The sequence below is a fragment of the Desulfobacula toluolica Tol2 genome (genome assembly GCF_000307105.1).
GTDB lineage: Bacteria > Desulfobacterota > Desulfobacteria > Desulfobacterales > Desulfobacteraceae > Desulfobacula > Desulfobacula toluolica.
In genome coordinates this window covers 2,937,034-2,953,744 of sequence record NC_018645.1, presented here as the reverse complement: position 1 = coordinate 2,953,744, position 16,711 = coordinate 2,937,034, and the positions used below count along the sequence as shown (strand labels likewise).

The following is a 16,711-nucleotide window of genomic DNA, read 5'->3' as shown; positions in this document are numbered from 1 at the left end:
GATTTTTATATAAAAAAATACAATACGAGCAATCCGCATTAATTATGCAACCGAAACTGTATAATCAAGCTGTTCTTTTCTTAACATGTCCTGAAACGCAAGCCTGATCCACAATTTTTCCGGTTCTCCTATCTGATTCGCAATTTTGGCGGCTCTTTTTGGAGAGGGAATGCGGCGTCCTTTTTCGATATCACAAAGAGCTTGTGTGGATATCCCTATTATCAATGCAAAATCTTTTTGTGAAATCTCTTCACATTTCCTATAGGACCAAAGAGCGCGTCCGAAAGTAATCGGACCGAAATCTCTTTCCATTTCTTTGGTGCCGTATTTTTCAGTATTCATGTTTGTTTACCTCTATTATTTCAATGATAATACTGTTTTTATATTCAATGTACAAAGCCCTGTATGCTTTGGACAACCGGATTGACCGCTGGTTTTTCCTGTCACCATGCAAAGGTTCATCATGATAACCAGATATTTTCCTGATTTCTTTAATTCCAAATTCTTCAATGTCTTCCGCCCATCTTTGAAGTTTAGCCACAATGTGTAAAGGGAGCTTTTTAAGTTGTTTTCGGGCCTTTTTGCCGATGACTACCTGATTCATAGTTTATTTATACGTTGTTTTGATATATGAGGTCAAGAGTAGCATCAATGTCTGAACCATCTTAAACGAGATTTGTGCCGTGATTTTATAAAAGTCAAATATTACTTGAAACACCCCATCCTGTTAGATATAAAAAGAGACTATAATTGCCCCATGTCCGTCTAAACAAATCATAGTCAGGGGCAACGGCATGAAGGCGGCAAAACAGGGCATGTCTTTTAAAAAAAGGATGAAGATAAACAAGATGAAATGTTTTTATTCCATACTCTCCATAATAATTATCGTATTCATATTCCCTTTCCAGGGCATCTGCTTCGGTCAGGACAACCGGTCTGTTATCAGAAACACATCAAGCCTGAATCATAAGAGCGGAAAAATAGGTGTTTATCGGGCCCTGATCATCGGTATCCAAAATTATGAGGATCCTGAAATTAATGATCTGAAAACCCCTTTAAACGATGCAAAGGCAATGGCAGACGTTCTGGAAAATCGGTATGGGTTTAAAATAAACAGGAAAACAGATCTGCTGCTGGATAAAAAAGCCACCAAAGAAGCCATTTATACTGCTTTAAGGAAAATCACCCATACGGCAGAACCCGAAGACAGTGTCCTTATTTATTATGCGGGTCATGGTGATATTGACAGGACGTTGAATGACGGCTGGTGGATACCGGTGGATGCCAAAGGCGGAAATCCTGTCACATACCTGGATAATACCCTGGTGCAAAAAGTAATGAAAAGCATGAAATCAAAGCATGTGCTGTTGATTTCGGATTCATGTTATTCCGGCACCCTGTTTGGCCGGGCCAGGGCCATGCCCACTGTGATAGATGATAAATATTATCTTAATTTATATAATGAAAAGAGCCGGTGGGGCATGACCTCGGGCAATAAAACCCCGGTTTCGGATTCCGGGAGCGCCGGGCATTCAGTATTTGCGTATCAATTGATCAAAAAACTTGAAAAGAATACAAAACCCTATATTTCCACCCGGGAGATCTACACGGACATTGCCCCGATTATTACCAACAATTCCGATCAATCGCCTCTGTGTAATCCGATCAAAGGAACCGGAGACATGGGCGGGGAATTTATTTTTGTTGCTCAGGGCACCACCACAATTACCACACCTGATGTTATTGGCGGCAGCAAAGGGAAATTGAGCATTATATCCGATCCTGAAGGAGCGGATATCTTTGTAGATAACAGGTTTAAAGGTATTTCTCCATTGGATCTTGATCCGGGCACATACAATTTTATGGCAAGGCTTAAAGATTATGTATGATGATAGCAAAAAGTTTATTACAAAGCTTAATCAACAGTCCGGCAATACATTCAAGCTGCCCACGGAAGCCCAGTGGGAATATGCTGCCAGAAGCGGAGGAAAGGATCAGACCTATGCCGGTGGAAATGATGCAGATGCTGTGGCATGGTATGATGCCAACAGCGGATACAAAACTCATAAAGTGGGTACGAAAGCTTCCAATGGCCTTGGCATTTTTGACATGAGCGGCAATGTATGGGAATGGTGCGAAGATGTGTATGATAAAAAGGCTTATTCAAAACACGGACGCAATAATCCTGCGGTGACTTCCGGTGGAGTTTCCCGCGTGTGCCGTGGCGGTGGCTGGTGCAACGACCGCGGGAGCGTTCGTGCGGCGAACCGTTTCGGGGATTCTGCTGATTACCGCAACGGTGACCTGGGTTTTCGGCTCTGTCTTCCCCAAGTCCGGCAGTAGAAACAGGACAGGGCGGTCAAAGCATCCGGTCAGGATGGCCCGTACCCTGGAGCAGGCGCAGCAGCGGAAGGGTCGGGGCATCATGATCCGGATGCGTGCTGGGCGCTTAAAATTTTTTTATTAATTTGTCTATTCATTGTGTTCTCAAAGTATAACAAATAGACAATAAATAATAGCGAGGATATAATGGCTAAAACTACGACCATATCAGTTCGAATGGATGCTGAATTGAAAAGTAATGCTGAAAACATATTGGCGTCTTTGGGCTTAACCCCATCTCAAGCAATTAGTGTTTTTTATAAACAGATAACCTTTCAAAACGGTCTTCCTTTTCCTGTTAAGATACCAGAGAAAAAACTCAATGATGTTTCTGTTGCTGCTATGAAAGATAAGGATCTGGATGAATATAGAAGTCCTTCCAACTTATACGATGACCTGGGAATTTAATGTCAACATTACAGGTCACAAAACAGTTTAAAAAAGATATGAAAAAACCTGATAGTGAAAAGCCGACACGTTAAATACTGCGTTGTCTCCGTTTGCTTAGCAAGTGCGGTCGTTATTGTTTGTCTGTCTGGACTGGACAGGATCTATCCGCTGAATTTAAAAACAAAGACCTGTTCAACCTTGATTACGGCAAAAGACGGCACACCCCTTCGCGCATTTGCAGATAAAAACGGGGTATGGCGGTATCCGACAGACCTGACAGACGTATCCCCTTTGTACCTTCAGGCGTTGTTGACCTATGAAGACCGGTGGTTTTACAGCCATCCAGGTGTAAACCCATTCGCTTTTATCCGGGCCTGTTTTCAAAATATAGCTGCCGGTAAAATTGTGTCCGGTGGTTCTACTTTGACCATGCAGGTGGCAAGACTGCTGCATCCCAATCAAAGAACCCTGGCCGGGAAAATTTTACAAATGCTTCGGGCATTTCAGCTGGAAATTCACCTGACCAAAGACCAGATAATGACGCTTTATTTGAATTTGGCACCGTTTGGCTCCAACATTGAAGGGGTGCAGACCGCATGCTTTTCCTGGCTTGGAAAACAGGCCATGGAATTGTCTTGTGCAGAAGCCGCTCTTCTGGCTGTATTACCCCAGGCACCCAGTTTTTACAGGCCTGACCGGCATCCGGAACGGGCGCGAAAAGCCAGGGATAAAGTGCTGGATCGAATGGCGTTTTTTAAGGTGTGGACCAACGAACAGGTAAGGGCGGCCAAAAAAGAACCCGTGGCTGCGCTGCGCTTTGTCCCTCCCATGACCGCCCCCCTGGCATCACGACGATTGTATTTTGGCACCGACAACCCGTCATCAAAAAAAACGACCACACTGGACTATGATCTTCAAATCCAAACCGAAGATATTGTCAGGGACTATGTTGCAGGACTTTCAGACGAACAATCGGCAGCCGCCCTGGTCGTAAATTATAAAACTCTTGAAGTGCAGGCTTATGTGGGGTCGGCTGATTTTTTTAGCACAAAGCGAAAGGGCCATGTGGATATGGTCCGTGCCATACGGTCGCCGGGCTCAACTTTGAAACCGTTTTTGTACGGCCTTGCCATGGATGAAGGCCTGATCCATTCCCACTCCCTGCTGCTGGATACCCCTCGGTTTCAAAAAGAATACGAACCCGGCAATTTTTCCAAAGGGTTTTCAGGGCCTGTCACCGTGGCCAGGGCATTGAGATTGTCATTAAATGTTCCGGCTGTCCAGGTGCTGGAGGCGTATGGCCCCCAAAAATTTTACGACCGCCTGATCAATGCCGGTGCCCGGATAAAACTGTCCGGCAAACCCAACCTGAGTATCATACTGGGAGGGGCGGGCACCAACTTGGAATCATTGGTGACGCTGTATACCGGCCTTGCCAGGGACGGCATTACGGGAAAACCAAAACTGTTAAAACAAGATGCGGATCAAGATGCGGATCAGGAACGATACCTGATGTCACCGGGTGCGGCCTGGATTATCAGTAAAATCCTGGCGCAACCCATGCCCGGATTTGAAGGCATCAACCGGTTGTCAGGACATATTCCCATGGCCTGGAAAACCGGCACAAGTTACGGGTTCAGGGATGCCTGGGCCCTTGGCATCATGGGAGATTATGTGGCCGGTGTCTGGGTGGGAAGACCGGACGGCTCTCCTTGTCCGGGACAATATGGTGCCGTGACAGCCATTCCTCTGCTTCGCAGGATTTTTGAAAGCCTGCCGCTCACTGATTTTATCAAAAAACCGCCGTCAAGTGTTCAACCGATAAAAATCTGCTGGCCGTTGGGGTCGGCGAAAACCCGGACAATAACAAATTGCTTTGTTCAGCATGATGCATGGATATTGGACAACCAGATACCCTTAACCTTAAATTCTGCAACCAGGGGGTTTGACCCTCTTTTAAAAACATTCTGGATTGATGAAAACGGCAACAGGGCACAGCCGTCATGCGGGGGAATCAAAAAAATTCGCATCGGGGTGTGGCCGCAAGGTGCTGAACCCTGGTTGCCTCCTTCATGGCGAAGGAACAAACTGATTGCGCCGCCATCACAAAAATGCCCTGATCTTGCAAGCTTCCCCGGCAACCCCGTACAGATCACCTCAGTGTTCAATAACAGCATTTTAACCCGCCCGCCGGGTCAGGCTACCCCTCCGTCCATCCCCATAACAGCGTTGGGTGGCCAGGGAAAATATTACTGGTTTTTAAACAAAAAGTTGGTGGCTGTTATCAACCCCGGCAGCGCCGGTGTTTTGCCCATGCCGCTGCCCGGCACCTATCAATTGTCAGTAGCAGATGAAGCAGGCAGCTTTGATGTGATTGATTTTGAGGTGATATCTATGGATTAGCCAATAGTAATTATCAATATTGACATGGGTGGTGGAGCCGGGTTATGTTATGACAAGTTTTCAGCATTAACAGCGTGGGATAAAACATAATATAAACGGAGGTGCAATGTCTCTGACCATCAATAATAATACCTTAAGTCAGTCTGCCGGAAATACCTTTCGATCGGCTTCCAATGCTTTTGACCAATCCCTGGAAAAGATTTCATCCGGCAAAAGTATTAACCGGGCTTCAGATGACGCTTCCGGTCTGGTAATGGCTAATAACCTCAACAGTGCCGCAAATAGTATAGGGCAACTGAGCCGCAATGCTTCGGATAATATATCCATGATTCAGATCAAAGAGGCTGCTCTTGGTCAGGCTACACAAATTATTCAGGGAATCGGTGAAAAAGTGGTACAGGCAGCGTCCGATGCCCAGACTCCTGAAAGCAGAATGGCCATCCAGGAGGATGTGACAAAATCGCTTGAGTCATTAAATGATCTTTATCAGGGTACCACTTTTAACGGTAAATCGCTTTTTTCAGATGCTCCGGGATTGGCCGAACTTTCAGATCTTGATCTCTCTTCTCTTGAGGGAGCGGAATCGGCTCAGGAGGCTGTTGACTCGGCCCTTGATTCTGTCAGCTCTTATCGGTCGGCTTTGGGTTCAAGTCAGAATCAGGTTGAGAGTGAAATTTCCAATCTGAAAACCCAGGAAATTTCTGCAAGAAGTTCGGAGTCCCAGATCAGGGATGTGGATATTGCAGAAGAGGTGATGAACATGAAGCAGTTGGATCTGCTCAAAAAGACCTCATCCTTTGCACAAAATCAGGCAGCAAATGTAAATGCCCAACGGGTTGCAACCCTTCTGGGTTAGCACTCTCTTTTTTATTCATGAATTTGCCCTGACCGGCTGGTTATTATTTGATCCGATCCGATCCGATCAGGGCAGGGGCAGGGTGTCAATTTAAATTAAATCTGGTCAAAATACTGGGGATTCCAGCGCATTTTATCCACAAGGGTGTTCAGCCGTTCCGGATCATTTTTGTGTTTGAATTTTGAGAAAAAACAATCTTTTTTGGTAACGCCTGCCTTGATGGCTTCTGCGCCGACTCGTTTTGCAACTTCCAAAGAGACCTCTTTTAACTGATCCAGTGGAGGACACAAAATACCGTCGTTAATGTCTTGTTCGCTGACAAACTCGGCAATCGCATGGGCTGCCGCTGAAAAAAAGACCGGCAATACTTCGGTGGCACCGGATGCCACAACCCCCAGCCCTACACCCGGGAAAACAAATGAATTGTTCATTTGTCCGATTCTATACTCTTTGCCGTCGTGATCAACAGGATCAAAAGGAGAACCCGTTGCCATAAGCGCTTTACCGTTGGTCCATTCGTAGACATCTTTGGGCAGGGCCTCGGCCTTGCTCGTGGGATTGCTCAATGGCAGAATAACGGGTCTGTCCGTATTCTTACCGACTGCTTGAACAATTTGTTGTGTAAACAGGCCGGGTTGTCCTGATGTTCCGATCAATACGGTTACTTTTTCATGCTTGACTGCATTCAAAAGTGTATTGTCTTCAGATGATGTCAGCCAGGCAAGTGTTTTTGAATCTTTTGCAAATTTTTTCTTGTAAGGCTCAAGATCCCTGTCAGCGGTGACCACCCCTCTTGAATCCATTGTGAAAATCCGGGCAATGGCATCTGCTTCATCCATGCCCTGGGCAATAAGCTCCACCTGGATCTGTTCGGCAATACCAATGCCGCCTGCACCGGCACCATTTACCAGATACACCTGATCCGTCATTTTTTCTTTTTTTACTTTCATGGCTGCAATAATTCCGGCAAGAGCAATGGAACCGGTTCCCTGAATGTCATCATTAAAGGAGATCAGGTGGTTCAGATATGTATCCCGGACCGTAAACGCCGTCTGTTTTGAAAAGTCCTCCCACTGGCACAGTGCATGGGGAAAGTTCTTTTTAAACGCAGTTACAAATTTTTTGATAAACGCATCATATTCTTCTCCCTTGAGGCGTTTGTGACGCCAGCCCAGGTAGTTGGGATCATTTAACAGGTCTTCATTGTCGGTTCCAACGTCAAGGGATACGGGAAGGCCGTGCCAGGGAGCGATGCCGGCACCCTGAGTGTAGAGCATCAGTTTCCCAAGGCAGATGGGGATACCCCCGGCCCCCTGGTCTCCAATACCTAAAATTCCCTGGTTGTCCGTTACCACTGCAATCCTGATATCCTGGTCCGTATAGTTGCGCAAAACATATTCCGCATAATCAATATTTCCCGGATAAAAATGCACACCATTTGCTCCCCGGTATATTGAAGAGTACTGCTGACAGGCAAGCCCCACTGTGGGGGTGTAGATAATGGGTAAAAATTTGGTAACATTGTCTGCAATTACGGCATGGGCCAGTACAACATTTCTGTCATAAAGACTTCTGATATAAATGAATTTTTCAATGTCACTTTTCTTTTCATCAACAATTTTAAGGCTTGATCTGATCTGATCTTCAAGTGTTTTTACCCTTGGAGGCAGAAAACCGCTGAGTTTAAGCCTGGACCTTTCCTCTATGGTAAAGGCTGTGCCTTTGCTAATATTATTGAAGCGAAGAACATCAAAACCGCGTAAGTTGATTTGAACTCCCGTGGTGTCTCCAAATTCGCCATATTTAAACTCGTAATGATTAATTTCCATGGCTTTTTAAAAATCCTTAAATTACAATTTAATAAAATATCTTCAAAAAAAATATAACTTCATATTATATCATAAATTAAGGCATAAAGGTGAAAGGTAAATGAATGAATTTTATTTATTGAAAAATATTTATTCGTGCGTGGCTATGGTGATAAAAAAGATGATAATGCAGCGCCCGGGCCTGTTACAAAAAAAATGTAACAGGCATTTAGGCATAATAAAAGGCTATGCTTTGATCATTTGGCGCAATACATAGTGAAGGATGCCTCCGTTTTTAATATAGTCGATCTCAATATCCGTGTTGAGTTTGACAACAACCTGGAATGTTTTGTTTTTGCCGTTTTTTGTGGCATTCACAGTTAAAAGATCATTGGGTTTGATCTGGTTTGCATTGCGTATTTCAAAGACTTCATCCCCGCTAAGTCCCAGTGTTTCAAAGGACTGTCCCTCTTTGAAAATCAGGGGTAGAACGCCCATGCCCACAAGGTTGGACCTGTGGATTCGTTCAAAGGATTCGGCAATGACCGCTTTTACGCCTAAAAGAGTGGTGCCTTTGGCTGCCCAGTCCCGTGAAGATCCTGTTCCGTACTCTTTTCCGCCGAAAACAAGCAGATCTGTTTGTTCATCCCGGTATTTTCGGGAGGCGTCAAATACATAGCATTGTTCATTTTCAGGGAATTTAAGGGTAAGACCGCCCGCATCCGAGACCAGTTTGTTTTTTATCCTGATATTGGCAAAAGTTCCCCGCATCATGACTTCATGATTGCCCCGGCGGGAACCGTAGGAATTAAAATCCCAGGGTTTTATATTGTTGTCAATCAGATATTTCCCTGCCGGGTAATCCACGGGAATGGCACCTGCAGGCGAAATATGATCCGTGGTCACAGAATCGCCTAACACAAGAAGGGCTCTGGCATTTTTGATATCCTCAAGATCCGGCAGGTTCAGGGAAAAATTTTTAAAAAAGGGCGGGTTGCGGATATAACTGGACGTTTCATCAAATTTGAAAGTGGTGCTTTCATCCACCTTGAGTTCCTGCCAGAGTTTGTCTCCTTTAAAGATTTGAGAATACTGGTCTTTGAAGAATTTTTCATGAACATAGGTTTCGACAAAATGGTTTATTTCATCGGCTTTGGGCCAGATATCTTTCATGAATACAGGATTCCCGTCCTGTGAAACCCCAAGGGGTTCTGATTCAAAATCAATATCTATTTTTCCGGCAATGGCATATATGACCACAAGTATGGGGGACATTAAAAAATTGCCCTTTACCTCCTGGTGAATCCTGGCTTCAAAATTCCGGTTGCCGGAAAGAACGGACATGACATCCAGGTTGTTTGTTTTAATGGATTCTTCGATAAAAGGATCAAGAGGGCCGCTGTTTCCAATACAGGTCATACACCCGAAACCGGTGTTGTTAAAGCCAAGATCCTGGAAATACTCCATCAGCCCGGAGCTTTTCAGATAATCCAGCACCACCCTGGAACCGGGGGACAGGGAGGTTTTAACATGCCAGGGAATTGACAGGCCTTTTTCCACGGCCTTTTTGGCGGCAAGCCCTGCGCCTATCATGGTATAGGGGTTGGATGTGTTGGTGCAGGAGGTGATGGCCGCGATCACGATGCTGCCGTTGGTCAGGGCATGAGGCTTGTTTTCCGGGTTGATCTGAATGTGTTGCCTGTTTCCAAGGTCAAATATTTTGGTGGTTTTTTCTTTGACTCCGGCAAGGGAGATCCTATCCTGGGGCCTTGACGGGCCTGCAATGGATGTTTCAATCAAGGAAAGATCAACGTCAATTTTTTTGGAAAATGTAATCTCATTGTCATGATTGTTGAAAAATCCGCAGGCCTTGCAATAACCTTCCACAAGGGAGGCGGTTTTCCTGCGGTTTGTTTTTTTCAGATAATTCAATGTGTGTTCGTCAACCGGGAAAAAACCTGCTGTAGCGCCATATTCCGGTGCCATGTTGGAAATGGTTGCACGGTCGGTAAGGGTCAGGTATTTTAATCCTTCTCCTGTATATTCAACAATTTTTTCCACTACATTTTCTTCCCGAAGCCGGTTAGTGACATACAGGGCAATATCTGTTGATGTGATCCGGGTTTGGGGTTTGCCGATGAAATTGACGCCGATAATCTGGGGAAGGTTCATATAATAGGGCTGGCCAAGCATCACGGCTTCGGCTTCAATGCCTCCCACACCCCAGCCAAGAACTCCTAATGCATTGATCATGGTGGTGTGCGAATCTGTTCCCACAAGAGTGTCAGGAAAAGCCAGGACACCGTCTTTGGTCTGCTTGGTTGAAACGACCGGGGCAAGGTATTCAAGGTTTACCTGGTGGCAGATCCCGGATTCAGGCGGCACAACCCTGAAATTGTCAAAGCTTTTCTGTGCCCATTTTAAAAGCTGGTATCGTTCTTTATTTCGTTCATATTCTTTTTGAGCGTTCAAGAAGAATGAATTTTTTTCTTTAAAATGATCCACCTGGATGGAGTGGTCAATGACCAGGTCCACAGGAACCAGGGGATTGATTTTTTTTGGATCGGCTCCGGCTGCATCCACAGCGTCCCTCATGGCGGCAAAATCCACCACTGCCGGAACTCCGGTAAAATCCTGCATCAATACCCTTGCCGGATAAAATGCAATCAGTTCAGACGTTTGCGCAGGAGATTCATAGAATTTTGCAGCATTGACCACGTCTGACCATTGAATGATGTTGGCGTCCATATTTCGGGCCAGGTTTTCTATCAGGACTCTTGCAGCAAACGGAAGGGTCTTGATCGTTGCCAATCCCATTTGTTCAAGTAAATTGAGATTATGGACGATAAACGTCTCCTGGTCCAGAATAAGGGTTTGTTTTAAACTCGGATCGGTCATTTGTTTGCTCCTAAAGATTTTTTATTTGTGAAAAATTTTCATATTCCAGAATATTCTTAAACAAGGAATAGATCAAGCAACAATCGCCATGGATTTAAAAATAACATCAGCCATGCAAGAAGATCTCTGTGATGGCTGAAAAGCTCAGAATCTTATGGTTGAAAGCTCAGTAATGAATCAGTATATGTTTTGATTAACCCAGCAGGGAAGAACCGGATCGTCGTTTTTGTGAAGAAATGTTTTTCCCGATAATCCATCCCAGCAGCAGAACTCCTACACCTGCAAGAAACCATTTGATCATGCTGGTTTTAAAACGGTCTTTATGGTTTTTCTTCAGTGTCTCAAGATCCCTTGTGAGGGTGACATTCTTTTTTTGAAGGCTTTTGTTTTCGTTAATCAGTTTCTGAATATTTCCAGATTGTTTGATCAGGGTATTGTATTTTTTCTGGTTTTCGGCAAATGAATGGCTTATCTTTGTTTTTTCATCCAAGGCAGTTTTTAATGATGCCTCAAGTTGTTTGATGGTTTCTTCAAGTGCCTGGGGAGAGGACTTTAATTGTGAGATTTTATTTTGAAGGCTGCTGTTTTCCTGTTTTAACTGTTCAAGAACAATGCTTTTGGGTTGTTTGAAAACAATGAATCTTTTATCCACCCACCCTGTTTCATTGGATTGAAGTGTTACTTTGTAGAAACCGTTTTTCTCTTCTATAATAGATACGGGGGTATTGCTTTGTATTGTTTTTATCACGGCGTATGAATTGCCGGGGCCTTGCCTGAAAGTTAACAGCAGCATATCAGAGACATATCCGGTTTGAGCAAGAGAGGTTTGCGCGAATGCCGATACCGCCAGGACCAATGTAATCAAAGAAAAAAGAAAATTTTTCATATTTTTTTGTGCCTCCATTAGGTTTCTTTGTTTCAATAGCAAGCCCGGCAGTATTTTACAATAAAAAACTCTTGCAAATAGATGCATAACCGGAGTATCAATCATGTCCATGGTATTTTAATTAATAACCCCGGGTCAATTATAAATGAATCAGGCATTTTATCATAAATTGTGTATTACAAATATTCTCAAAGGGGTTGAAGAAGGTCTTTCCAAATATTCAAATCCAAGCAAGGTGGCTTTGATTTTTGCCGCTCATGAAAATGATCCGGTTTGGATTTTTGACCCTCAGAATGTTTTAAGGGGCCATGAACCAAAGCTCAAAGAGATCTATTTCGACAATGGTGATGAATGGCGGCGGCAAATCAAGAAAAAAATTTCAAATCAGCCACAGGGATATATAATACCTGAAAATGATCTGGAATTGTCCGGGTTGATTTCTTATGGCGGAAGCTCCAATGATTTTTTTTATCAGATGTGGCTGACTGATCATCATCCTGACATGTGTTCCATTCATCCCACGGAACGATGGCTGGAACAGGCGGTTTGCCTGTTGGCCCATGATTATAATTCAAGAACGACTGCCATAAATTCATCTGATTATGTGCTGAAAAATTATTCGTTGCAGGCTGTTGCAGATTATATTGTTGATGAAAGAGATAAACATCTTGGATTTGACAGTAAAATTTTGATTCCCCCTATTTTAAATGATATTTTAAATATTTCCAAAACCAGGGAAGAAGGCTCATGGGCAAGGGGAACACTTTTTTTTACTGATCCGCAAAGTATTAATGAGGTATCTTATATTACCAAGATACAAAAGCATGAACGCCCTGTGATCAGCAATGTGAAACATATCAGGAAACTTCTGGTTGCTGTTGAAAATTCAGACAGAAAGCTGGTCTCAGACGGCTGCACCATTATCGGCATTACTGACAGTGATATTCCAGATTATGCCATAACCGCTGATTTTATGGGGGATTACGGATTTTTAAAACTGGGCAATGAAAAAATAGCATCTTTTTTTGACGGCAGTTTTCATTCAACCACCAGGGAGGCAAAGATGGTTGAGTTGGAGGAACTTTTGCTGGATTCAAATTTTATTACGGAAAATAGCACGCTTTTGTTCCAATTGATCTCACATCTTGTCCATAGCGCCGGGAAAGGTCGGCATGGCTGCACACTGGTGATTGATCTGAATGAAACGCCCGTGCATTTGTCCGGCCATGTGCTGGAACCGTCCATAAGTCTCCTGGAACCTAAAAATATGAAACTTGCCTGTTCTTTTTTAAAGATTGATGGTGCAGTTCATATTACATCAGATCTGTGTATCCATGGGTTCGGGTGTTTGCTGGATGGAAAAACCATCAACTGGGAAAACATGGCAAGAGGTGCGCGATATAACTCGGCCTTGAGATTCTCTGCTGCTCACAGCCGTATCATTGTTGTGGTTGTTTCGGCGGACAGGCCGGTATCCATTATTTATAATGGGATTGAAATAAATGCTTTCAGCCATTGGCGGCCGGTGTATCAATATACACCTGAACCTGTGAGTCTGGAAAAATATTTAACTGGAGTAATATTATGACACACGATAAAGATAATTCACACAGCCATTCACATGATCATTCACACGATCACAATCACAGCCACGATCATTCACATGATCACAATCATGATCATAAGCATGAGCATACGCATAGCCATGATCACGGACATCCACACAGTCATGATCACGGACACTCCCATGGCCATGACACAGGCCATTCCCATGAATTGACGTTTGAACAAAAGCTTGAAAAATTGTTTGGTCACTGGATTGATCACAATAACAGTCACAAAGACACATTCTTTACCTGGGCAGGGAGAGCAAAAGAGGCGGGACTTGACGAGGTTGCAGAAAAAATTGAAAAGGCAGGCAAATTGTCCGAAGAGGTGACTGTTTTGATTCAGGATGCATTGAAAAAAATTCAGGATATCGGTTAAAAGGATACAAAGATTAAAGATCAAAATAAAATGGCCGGACAGCGCTTGATGCTGGGGTTTGACGGTATTGAATTCAACGAGGATTTAAAGTGTATTATCCGGGATATCAAAGCCGGTGGTATCATCTTGTTTAAAAGAAATATAGAGTCCCCTGATCAGGTCGCAGCTCTTTGCGGTGAATGCCGGGAATATGCAAAAGCCTGCGGGGTTCCGCCGCTGTTTATGGCGGTTGACCAGGAAGGCGGGGTGGTTGCAAGGCTGAAAGCGCCTTTCACGGAATTTAAAGGGAATCCCTTTATTGAATCCATCCGTGATGCCGAGGACTTTGCCGCTGTCACAGCCGATGAGTTAAAGCATGCCGGGATCAACATGAATTTTGCTCCGGTTCTGGATATTGCACCCGAAGGCATTGACAGTATCATGAAAAACCGGGTGTTTAAAGGGGATGCAAAAAACGTATCACAACTTGGCATGGCCGTGATCCATATTCTTCAGGAAAATGGCATCATGGCTGTGGCCAAGCATTTTCCTGGTATTGGCAGAACGGTTAAGGATTCCCATTTTCATCTTCCTGTATTGGATATTGATCTTGAAACCCTTAAACAATCCGACCTGGTTCCGTTTGCAGATGCAACGAATGAAGGCGTCTGCGGGATCATGCTGTCCCATATTCAATACCCGCAGCTTGATCCAAGGTGGCAGGCAAGCCTGTCCCCTTGGATTGTCCATGACCTTTTACGCGGTCAAATGGGATATGAGGGGCTGGTGATGACCGATGATCTGGACATGAAAGCGATTGCCTATGATATGAAAACCTGTGTCCGGCAAATTTTGAAAGCAGGAATTGATATGGCCCTGATCTGTCATAAAGGCCCTGATATTGATGTTGCTTATCATGAAATAGTAAGGCTTCTCAATGAAAATGAGAAGCTTTGTTTGATGGGTAAAATATCAATAGAAAGAATATTAAGGACAAAGAAAAAATATTTGTCCGAAAGGGAATAATCCAAACGCTAATCTGTTTTTGTTCTTGAGAATACGTCGTGGTCAAGGGTACATAAAGATCCTTGCTGAATCATGGTATACCCTCTTGCTGCAATCATGGCTGCATTGTCTCCGCACAGTTCAACCGGCGGGGAAAAAACTTTGATGTTTTTACTTTTTGCTCTTTTGGATAATTTGTTAACAAAGGTCTGGTTGGCTGACACGCCTCCTGCAATACCAATGCGCAGGCATTTTTTATGCTGGGCTGCATTGATCAGTTTTTGAGACAGAACATCAATGACGGCTTCCTGAAACGATGCTGCAACCTGTGCTTTTTCATCTTTTGTTGTGATGTTTTTGTCATGGATATATCTGGCCACAGACGATTTGATGCCGCTGAAACTGAAATCAAAACTGCCTTTTTCAAGCAATGTTCTGGGAAACATGATGGCGTCAGGATTTTTTGTCTTTGCAAGAGTTTCAATTATCGGGCCGCCGGGATAGCCTATTCCCAGCATTTTTGCCACTTTGTCAAAGGCTTCACCTGCTGCGTCATCCCTTGTTTGCCCCAAAAGCTCAAAATTGTCATATGAAGTGACATGATAGATATTGGTGTGTCCCCCGGATACCACCAGGGCTATAAAGGGGAATTTTGGCTTGTTGTCCATCAGAAACAAAGAATAGATGTGAGCTTCCAGGTGGTTGACACCGGCAAAGGGAAGTTGTCTTGCCCAGGCAAATGATTTGGCAAAACAAAATCCCACCAGAAGAGCCCCGATGAGTCCCGGCCCTCTTGTTGCGGCAACCCCGTCAATATCTTCGATGTTAATGGCTGCTTTTTGTACAGCCTCGTCCACAACCGGGGTAATGGCTTCGATGTGCATGCGGGATGCAAGTTCCGGTACAACGCCGCCATACTTGTGGTGAACTTCAATCTGGGAGGCAACAATAGACGATAAAATTTTTGTGCCATCCTGAACAATTGCCGCTGCGGTTTCATCACAGGAGGATTCAATCCCGAGAACTATCATGATAAGCTGAAACGATCAGACCCATTGGGTTTGAGGTTCATTATTTTCCCTGGTTTCTATTTCACCGATAAGATAGGCGTTTTTGTCCATTGCCGAGAGTCTGTCCATGACTTCCTGGGCAGATGCTTCAGGTACTACCATAACCATGCCGATGCCGTTGTTAAATGTCCGTTGCATTTCAGCATCAGGAACCCCGCCTTCTTTTTGAAGGAGCTTGAAGACCGGCGGAACTTCCCAGGCATCTTTGTGAATAATGGCTTTACAGGATTCCGGGATCACCCGGATGATATTTTCATCAATGCCTCCGCCGGTAATGTGAACCAGTCCGTGAATGGGCAGATCTCTTATCAGGCTGATAATTGTCGGGACATAAATGAATGTGGGCTTTAACAGCTCTTCTCCAAGGGTGGTGCCCAGTTCTTCTGATTTTGTGTCGACACTGTATTTGCATTTGTCAAAAAAAACTTTTCTGACAAGGGAGAAACCATTGCTGTGAACACCGTTTGATGCAAGCCCGATGAGTTTGTGGTTGTTTCTGATATATGAACCGTCTATGATCTTATCATTGTCTACGATTCCCACGGAAAACCCGGAAAGGTCATATTCCCCATTCTGATACATGCCCGGCATTTCTGCGGTTTCACCGCCGATGAGTGCGCATCCGGCTTGAGTGCATCCTTTTGCAATCCCTGAAATAATTTTTTCAGCCACATCATTGTTAAGAACTCCCATGGCCAGATAGTCAAGGAAAAACAAGGGCTTGGCCCCCTGGACAATGATGTCGTTAACACACATGGCCACAAGATCAATACCAATGGTATCATGTTTGTCCATCATGAAAGCTATTTTAAGCTTGGTTCCGACACCGTCGGTTGAACTGACCAGAACCGGGTTGGAAATATTGGAAAGATTCAGGGAAAAAAGGCCCCCAAACCCGCCTATTTCACCCATAACTCCTGCTCTTGGGGTGGTTTTTGCAATATCTTTAATCCGGTCAACCAGTTTGTTTGCCTTATCTATATCAACACCTGAATCTGCGTAAGTTAAGGAGTCGCTCATATACTGTTACCCTTTTTGATTACATTGA

At 44.2% G+C, this 16,711-nt stretch carries 15 protein-coding genes; 8 read left to right on the top strand and 7 right to left on the bottom strand.

Going from position 1 to position 16,711, the window contains the following annotated elements; all coding sequences use genetic code 11:
- Window positions 1–42 precede the first annotated feature (42 nt).
- Both TOL2_RS13515 and TOL2_RS13510 read right to left on the bottom strand, forming a co-directional pair.
- The gene (locus TOL2_RS13515; protein ID WP_014957984.1) at window positions 43–342 is read right to left on the bottom strand and encodes a helix-turn-helix transcriptional regulator; all 300 of its coding nucleotides are present in this window, start codon (window positions 340–342) and stop codon (window positions 43–45) included.
- Window positions 332–604, bottom strand: a complete 273-nt coding sequence (locus TOL2_RS13510) for a type II toxin-antitoxin system RelE family toxin (RefSeq protein WP_014957983.1) — start codon at window positions 602–604, stop codon at window positions 332–334. The genes TOL2_RS13515 and TOL2_RS13510 overlap by 11 nt, the downstream gene beginning before the upstream one ends.
- A 190-nt stretch (window positions 605–794) precedes the next feature.
- Here TOL2_RS13510 and TOL2_RS13505 point away from each other — a divergent pair, with 190 nt between their 5' ends.
- The 5 genes from TOL2_RS13505 (at window position 795) to TOL2_RS13485 (ending at window position 6,031) form a co-directional block, all read left to right on the top strand.
- Window positions 795–1,889, top strand: a complete 1,095-nt coding sequence (locus tag TOL2_RS13505; protein WP_014957982.1) for a caspase family protein — start codon at window positions 795–797, stop codon at window positions 1,887–1,889.
- Window positions 1,882–2,343 (top strand): formylglycine-generating enzyme family protein, encoded by a 462-nt coding sequence (locus tag TOL2_RS13500; protein WP_014957981.1) that lies wholly within the window; start codon window positions 1,882–1,884, stop codon window positions 2,341–2,343. Before TOL2_RS13505 ends, TOL2_RS13500 begins: the two co-directional genes overlap by 8 nt.
- Window positions 2,344–2,529: 186 nt before the next feature.
- Window positions 2,530–2,790, top strand: a complete 261-nt coding sequence (locus tag TOL2_RS13495) for a type II toxin-antitoxin system RelB/DinJ family antitoxin (protein ID WP_051012384.1) — start codon at window positions 2,530–2,532, stop codon at window positions 2,788–2,790.
- 54 nt (window positions 2,791–2,844) lie between these two features.
- Window positions 2,845–5,175, top strand: a complete 2,331-nt coding sequence (gene pbpC, locus TOL2_RS13490) for a penicillin-binding protein 1C (protein ID WP_014957979.1) — start codon at window positions 2,845–2,847, stop codon at window positions 5,173–5,175.
- 106 nt (window positions 5,176–5,281) lie between these two features.
- The gene (locus TOL2_RS13485; protein ID WP_014957978.1) at window positions 5,282–6,031 is read left to right on the top strand and encodes a flagellin; all 750 of its coding nucleotides are present in this window, start codon (window positions 5,282–5,284) and stop codon (window positions 6,029–6,031) included.
- 95 nt (window positions 6,032–6,126) lie between these two features.
- Here the strand turns inward: TOL2_RS13485 and TOL2_RS13480 are convergent, their stop codons facing one another.
- From TOL2_RS13480 to TOL2_RS13470, 3 genes are all read right to left on the bottom strand, one after another.
- Window positions 6,127–7,860, bottom strand: a complete 1,734-nt coding sequence (locus TOL2_RS13480) for an NAD-dependent malic enzyme (RefSeq protein WP_014957977.1) — start codon at window positions 7,858–7,860, stop codon at window positions 6,127–6,129.
- Window positions 7,861–8,085: 225 nt separating this feature from the next.
- Window positions 8,086–10,737, bottom strand: coding sequence for an aconitate hydratase AcnA (gene acnA, locus TOL2_RS13475; protein ID WP_014957976.1), 2,652 nt, complete (start codon window positions 10,735–10,737; stop codon window positions 8,086–8,088).
- Between the two features lie 193 nt (window positions 10,738–10,930).
- Entirely contained in the window at window positions 10,931–11,623 is a 693-nt protein-coding gene (locus tag TOL2_RS13470; RefSeq protein WP_158406116.1) for a TIGR04211 family SH3 domain-containing protein, read from the bottom strand.
- Window positions 11,624–11,768: 145 nt separating this feature from the next.
- Between TOL2_RS13470 and TOL2_RS13465 the strand changes: the two genes are divergently transcribed.
- Genes TOL2_RS13465 through nagZ form a run of 3 tightly spaced genes read left to right on the top strand, consistent with a single transcriptional unit; the run spans window position 11,769 to window position 14,614 of the window.
- The gene (locus TOL2_RS13465; protein WP_014957974.1) at window positions 11,769–13,211 is read left to right on the top strand and encodes a DNA integrity scanning protein DisA nucleotide-binding domain protein; all 1,443 of its coding nucleotides are present in this window, start codon (window positions 11,769–11,771) and stop codon (window positions 13,209–13,211) included.
- Window positions 13,208–13,609 carry a hypothetical protein gene (locus TOL2_RS13460; protein ID WP_041279505.1) on the top strand — a complete coding sequence of 134 codons (402 nt, stop codon included), beginning with the start codon at window positions 13,208–13,210 and terminating at the stop codon, window positions 13,607–13,609. Before TOL2_RS13465 ends, TOL2_RS13460 begins: the two co-directional genes overlap by 4 nt.
- Window positions 13,610–13,639: 30 nt before the next feature.
- Window positions 13,640–14,614 carry a beta-N-acetylhexosaminidase gene (gene nagZ / locus TOL2_RS13455; protein ID WP_014957972.1) on the top strand — a complete coding sequence of 325 codons (975 nt, stop codon included), beginning with the start codon at window positions 13,640–13,642 and terminating at the stop codon, window positions 14,612–14,614.
- Between the two features lie 8 nt (window positions 14,615–14,622).
- On the opposite strand, the gene tsaD is transcribed toward nagZ, so the two are convergent.
- Window positions 14,623–15,624 (bottom strand): tRNA (adenosine(37)-N6)-threonylcarbamoyltransferase complex transferase subunit TsaD, encoded by a 1,002-nt coding sequence (gene tsaD / locus TOL2_RS13450; RefSeq protein ID WP_014957971.1) that lies wholly within the window; start codon window positions 15,622–15,624, stop codon window positions 14,623–14,625.
- 15 nt (window positions 15,625–15,639) lie between these two features.
- Window positions 15,640–16,683, bottom strand: coding sequence for a phosphoribosylformylglycinamidine cyclo-ligase (gene purM / locus TOL2_RS13445; RefSeq protein ID WP_014957970.1), 1,044 nt, complete (start codon window positions 16,681–16,683; stop codon window positions 15,640–15,642).
- Window positions 16,684–16,711: the final 28 nt, after the last annotated feature.

Excerpts from the sequence above, each read along its gene's own strand:
- TOL2_RS13515 (WP_014957984.1), bottom strand. The coding sequence starts at position 342 with ATGAATACTGAAAAATACGGCACCAAAGAAATGGAAAGAGATTTCGGT.
- TOL2_RS13510 (WP_014957983.1), bottom strand. The coding sequence starts at position 604 with ATGAATCAGGTAGTCATCGGCAAAAAGGCCCGAAAACAACTTAAAAAG.
- TOL2_RS13505 (WP_014957982.1), top strand. The coding sequence starts at position 795 with ATGAAGGCGGCAAAACAGGGCATGTCTTTTAAAAAAAGGATGAAGATA.
- TOL2_RS13500 (WP_014957981.1), top strand. The coding sequence starts at position 1,882 with ATGTATGATGATAGCAAAAAGTTTATTACAAAGCTTAATCAACAGTCC.
- TOL2_RS13495 (WP_051012384.1), top strand. The coding sequence starts at position 2,530 with ATGGCTAAAACTACGACCATATCAGTTCGAATGGATGCTGAATTGAAA.
- TOL2_RS13485 (WP_014957978.1), top strand. The coding sequence starts at position 5,282 with ATGTCTCTGACCATCAATAATAATACCTTAAGTCAGTCTGCCGGAAAT.
- TOL2_RS13480 (WP_014957977.1), bottom strand. The coding sequence starts at position 7,860 with ATGGAAATTAATCATTACGAGTTTAAATATGGCGAATTTGGAGACACC.
- acnA (WP_014957976.1), bottom strand. The coding sequence starts at position 10,737 with ATGACCGATCCGAGTTTAAAACAAACCCTTATTCTGGACCAGGAGACG.
- TOL2_RS13470 (WP_158406116.1), bottom strand. The coding sequence starts at position 11,623 with ATGAAAAATTTTCTTTTTTCTTTGATTACATTGGTCCTGGCGGTATCG.
- TOL2_RS13465 (WP_014957974.1), top strand. The coding sequence starts at position 11,769 with ATGAATCAGGCATTTTATCATAAATTGTGTATTACAAATATTCTCAAA.
- TOL2_RS13460 (WP_041279505.1), top strand. The coding sequence starts at position 13,208 with ATGACACACGATAAAGATAATTCACACAGCCATTCACATGATCATTCA.
- nagZ (WP_014957972.1), top strand. The coding sequence starts at position 13,640 with ATGGCCGGACAGCGCTTGATGCTGGGGTTTGACGGTATTGAATTCAAC.
- tsaD (WP_014957971.1), bottom strand. The coding sequence starts at position 15,624 with ATGATAGTTCTCGGGATTGAATCCTCCTGTGATGAAACCGCAGCGGCA.
- purM (WP_014957970.1), bottom strand. The coding sequence starts at position 16,683 with ATGAGCGACTCCTTAACTTACGCAGATTCAGGTGTTGATATAGATAAG.